This is a genomic window from Rhodovulum sp., assembly GCF_011048875.1.
Lineage (GTDB): Bacteria > Pseudomonadota > Alphaproteobacteria > Rhodobacterales > Rhodobacteraceae > Rhodovulum > Rhodovulum tesquicola.
Map to the genome: position 1 here is coordinate 1 of NZ_DSDD01000293.1, position 3,091 is coordinate 3,091.

Consider the following 3,091-nt stretch of genomic DNA (forward strand, 5'->3'; position numbering starts at 1 on the left):
CCCCCGCCCCGGCCTTGGCGAGGGGGGGGCGATTCCCCCCCCTCGCCAAGGCCGGGGCGGGGGGCTATCGCAGGGCGATGATGCCTGCAGTCCGACCCTGCCCGATGCCCCTGGCCGAGGCCGCCGCGCTGCCGCTGTGGCGGCGGCACTTTACGTTCTGGATCACCTTTTCTTCGCGCTGGCCTTTGCGCTGAAGACCTGTTTCCAGAAGATCGCGGATCCGGGCGACATTGCGCCCACCGCGGCGGTGGCCTTTGCCATCAACCATATCGCGGCGGTCTTCCTGCCCGCGGCGCTGGGCTATCTGTGGATCCCCTCGCCCGATGGCGGGTTCGTGCTGGCGGCCTGCATGGCGGCGGCGTCGCTGGGCCTGGCGCTGCTGATCCCGCGCCATCCCGAAAAGGGGAACGAGACGATCCTGTCGGGGCTGGTCGCGACGCCCGCGGAATAGGGCCTATTCGCCGCGGCGGCGCAGCCAGTCCATCACCGCGGGGCGGACCGATTGCGCACCGGTGGCGCGCGCGGCGTCGATCACGGCGCGGGCCTCGGACAGGTCGCTCTTGCGCAGCAGGTGCTTGACCGGGCCGATCGAGGCGGGCCGCATCGACAGCGCGCGAAAGCCGATCGCGGCGAAGCACAGCGCCTCGACCGGGCGGCCGGCATCCTCGCCGCAGAAGGACAGCGGCGTGCCGGTTTCCTCGCAGCGCCGGACGATCTGTTCCAGAAAGGTCAGGAAGCTGACATTCAGCGTGTCATAGCGGCGCCGGACGCGCTCGTTCTCGCGGTCGGCGGCGAAGAAGAACTGTTTCAGGTCATTGCCGCCGATCGAGATGAAATCGGCCTCCTCGAAGAACTGGCGCGGGGCAAAGGCCATCGAGGGGGTTTCCAGCATCGCGCCGATCTCGACCTTCTCGGGCAGGACGCGGCCCAGCCGTTCCTCGCGGTCAAGCTCGTGCAGCAGATGGTCGCGCGCGGCGCGGAACTCGTCGAGCTGGGCGATGAAGGGGAACATCACCGTCAGCGGCCGCCCGTTCGCGGCCCGGATCAGCGCCTGCAACTGCATTCGCATCATGCCGGGCCGGTCCAGCCCCACCCGGATCGCCCGCCAGCCCAGCGCCGGGTTCGGTTCCTCCTGCGGCTTCATGTAGGACAGCACCTTGTCGGACCCGATATCGAGCGTGCGGAAGGCCACGCGCTTGCCCCTGGCGGCGTCCATCACGCGGGCATAGAGTGCCGCCAGTTCGCTGCGGCGCGGCACCTTGGAGCGGACGAGGAACTGCAATTCGGTGCGAAACAGCCCGACCCCCTCGGCGCCGGAACTGTCCAGCGAGGGCAGGTCGGCCATCAGCCCCGCATTCATGGTCAGCGCGATGCGCTGGCCGCAGAGCGTCACGGCGGGTTCGCGGCGGATCGCGGCATAGCGTTTCTGCGCCTTGGCCTGCATCGCCATCTTGTCGCGGAAGGCGGCGGCGACGGTTTCCTCGGGGCGCAGGTGCACGACGCCCTGCTCGCCGTCGACGAGGATCGGATCGCCGTTCAGCGCCTCGGTGGCGATGCGGGCGGCATTGATGACAAGCGGGATCGCGAAGGCGCGCGCCACGATGGCGGCATGGCTGCCGACCGAGCCCTCTTCCAGCACGATCCCCCTGAGCGCGCGACCATATTCCAGCAATTCGCCCGGCCCGATATTGCGCGCGATCAGGATCGGATCGGCCGGGCGCTCGGCGCCGGTGCGCTCGCCCTGGCCGGTCAGGATGCGCAGCAGGCGGTTGGACAGGTCGTCCAGATCGTGCAGCCTTTCGCGCAGATAGGCGTCGGGCACGGTCTGCATGCGCGCGCGGGCGGCGGATTGTTCCTTTTCCACCGCCGCCTCGGCGGACAGGCCGCGGGCGATGTCCTCTTCCATCCGGCGTTTCCAGCCGCGGGAATTGGCGAACATCCGGTAGGCTTCGAGCACCTGCAACTGGTCCTTGTCGCCCAGGGGCGCGGAACTCAGCATCTCGTCCACGGTCACGCGCAGCCGGTCCACCGCCTCGCGCAGGCGGGTCCGTTCCTTTTCGGGGTCGTCGGCGATGGGGTTGGTGACGACGACGCGCGGCTCGTGCAGCCAGACATGGCCGACGGCGACGCCCTCCTGCCCGACGGTGCCCTGGAACATGACCGGGCGCTGGTGCAGCGCGGCCAGCGCCTCGCCCTCGCCGATGAAGGCGCCCAGTTCGGTCATCTCGGCCAGCACCATGGCCACGACTTCGAGGGCATAGACCTCGTCCTCGGAATATTGCCGCCCCTCGCGGGACTGCACGACCAGCACGCCCAGCCGTTCGCCCAGCCGCTGGATCGGCACGCCCAGGAAGGAGGACAGCACCTCCTCGCCGGTTTCTGGCATGAAGCGGAAGCCGCGTTCCTGGGGCGCTTTGCCGGTGTTGATCGGCTGCGCGGTCTTGGCGACACGGCCCACCAGCCCCTCGCCCACGCGCAGGCGGGTCTGGTGCACCGCCTCGGATTTCAGCCCCTCGGTGGCGCACAACTCCAGCGTGTCGGCATCGCGGAACAGGTAGATCGAGCAGACATCGGTGCCCATCTGCTCGGCGATGATGGTGGTGATGCGGTCAAGCCGTTCCTGTCCCGCGCCGGGTTCGGCCAGGGCACCGCGCAGGCTACCGAGCAGCCTGCGACTTGCGCTGTCGGTCTGTCCGGGCATCTGCCCCCACGTCAGGCTGCTTTGTCCAGTCCGAACGCATCATGGAGGGCTTGCACGGCAAGTTCCATATATTTCCGGTCGATCAGAACGGAAATCTTGATCTCGGAGGTTGCAATGACCTTGATGTTGATCCCCTCGGCGGCGAGCGACTCGAACATCCGCGCGGCAACGCCGGCATGGCTGCGCATGCCGATCCCCACGACCGAGACCTTGGCCACATCGGTATCGGCGACCAGCCCGTGGAAATTGATCTCGTCGGAGGCGCGGGCCTTTTCCATCGCGTCCTCGGCGCGGGGCACCTGGTTGACCGGGCAGGAAAAGGTCATGTCGGTGCGCCCCTCTTCCGAGATGTTCTGCACGATCATGTCCACGTTGACGCCCGCGCGGGCG

At 68.6% G+C, this 3,091-nt stretch carries 2 protein-coding genes and 1 pseudogene; 1 reads left to right on the plus strand and 2 read right to left on the minus strand.

All coding sequences use genetic code 11. From position 1 onward, the window contains the following. Positions 1-451: pseudogene (locus tag ENN83_RS10250) on the plus strand (hypothetical protein); the annotation flags it as partial. A 3-nt stretch (positions 452-454) separates the two neighbouring features. Here the strand turns inward: ENN83_RS10250 and ptsP are convergent. Beyond that, on the minus strand, positions 455-2,701 hold the full coding sequence (gene ptsP / locus ENN83_RS10255) for a phosphoenolpyruvate--protein phosphotransferase (protein WP_287186648.1): 2,247 nt from the start codon (positions 2,699-2,701) through the stop codon (positions 455-457). Between the two features lie 11 nt (positions 2,702-2,712). After that, on the minus strand, positions 2,713-3,091 hold a 379-nt coding region (locus ENN83_RS10260), incomplete at its 5' end, for an ACT domain-containing protein (protein WP_287186650.1).

Coding starts and splice junctions, on each gene's coding strand:
- ptsP (WP_287186648.1), bottom strand. CDS start 2,701: ATGCCCGGACAGACCGACAGCGCAAGTCGCAGGCTGCTCGGTAGCCTG.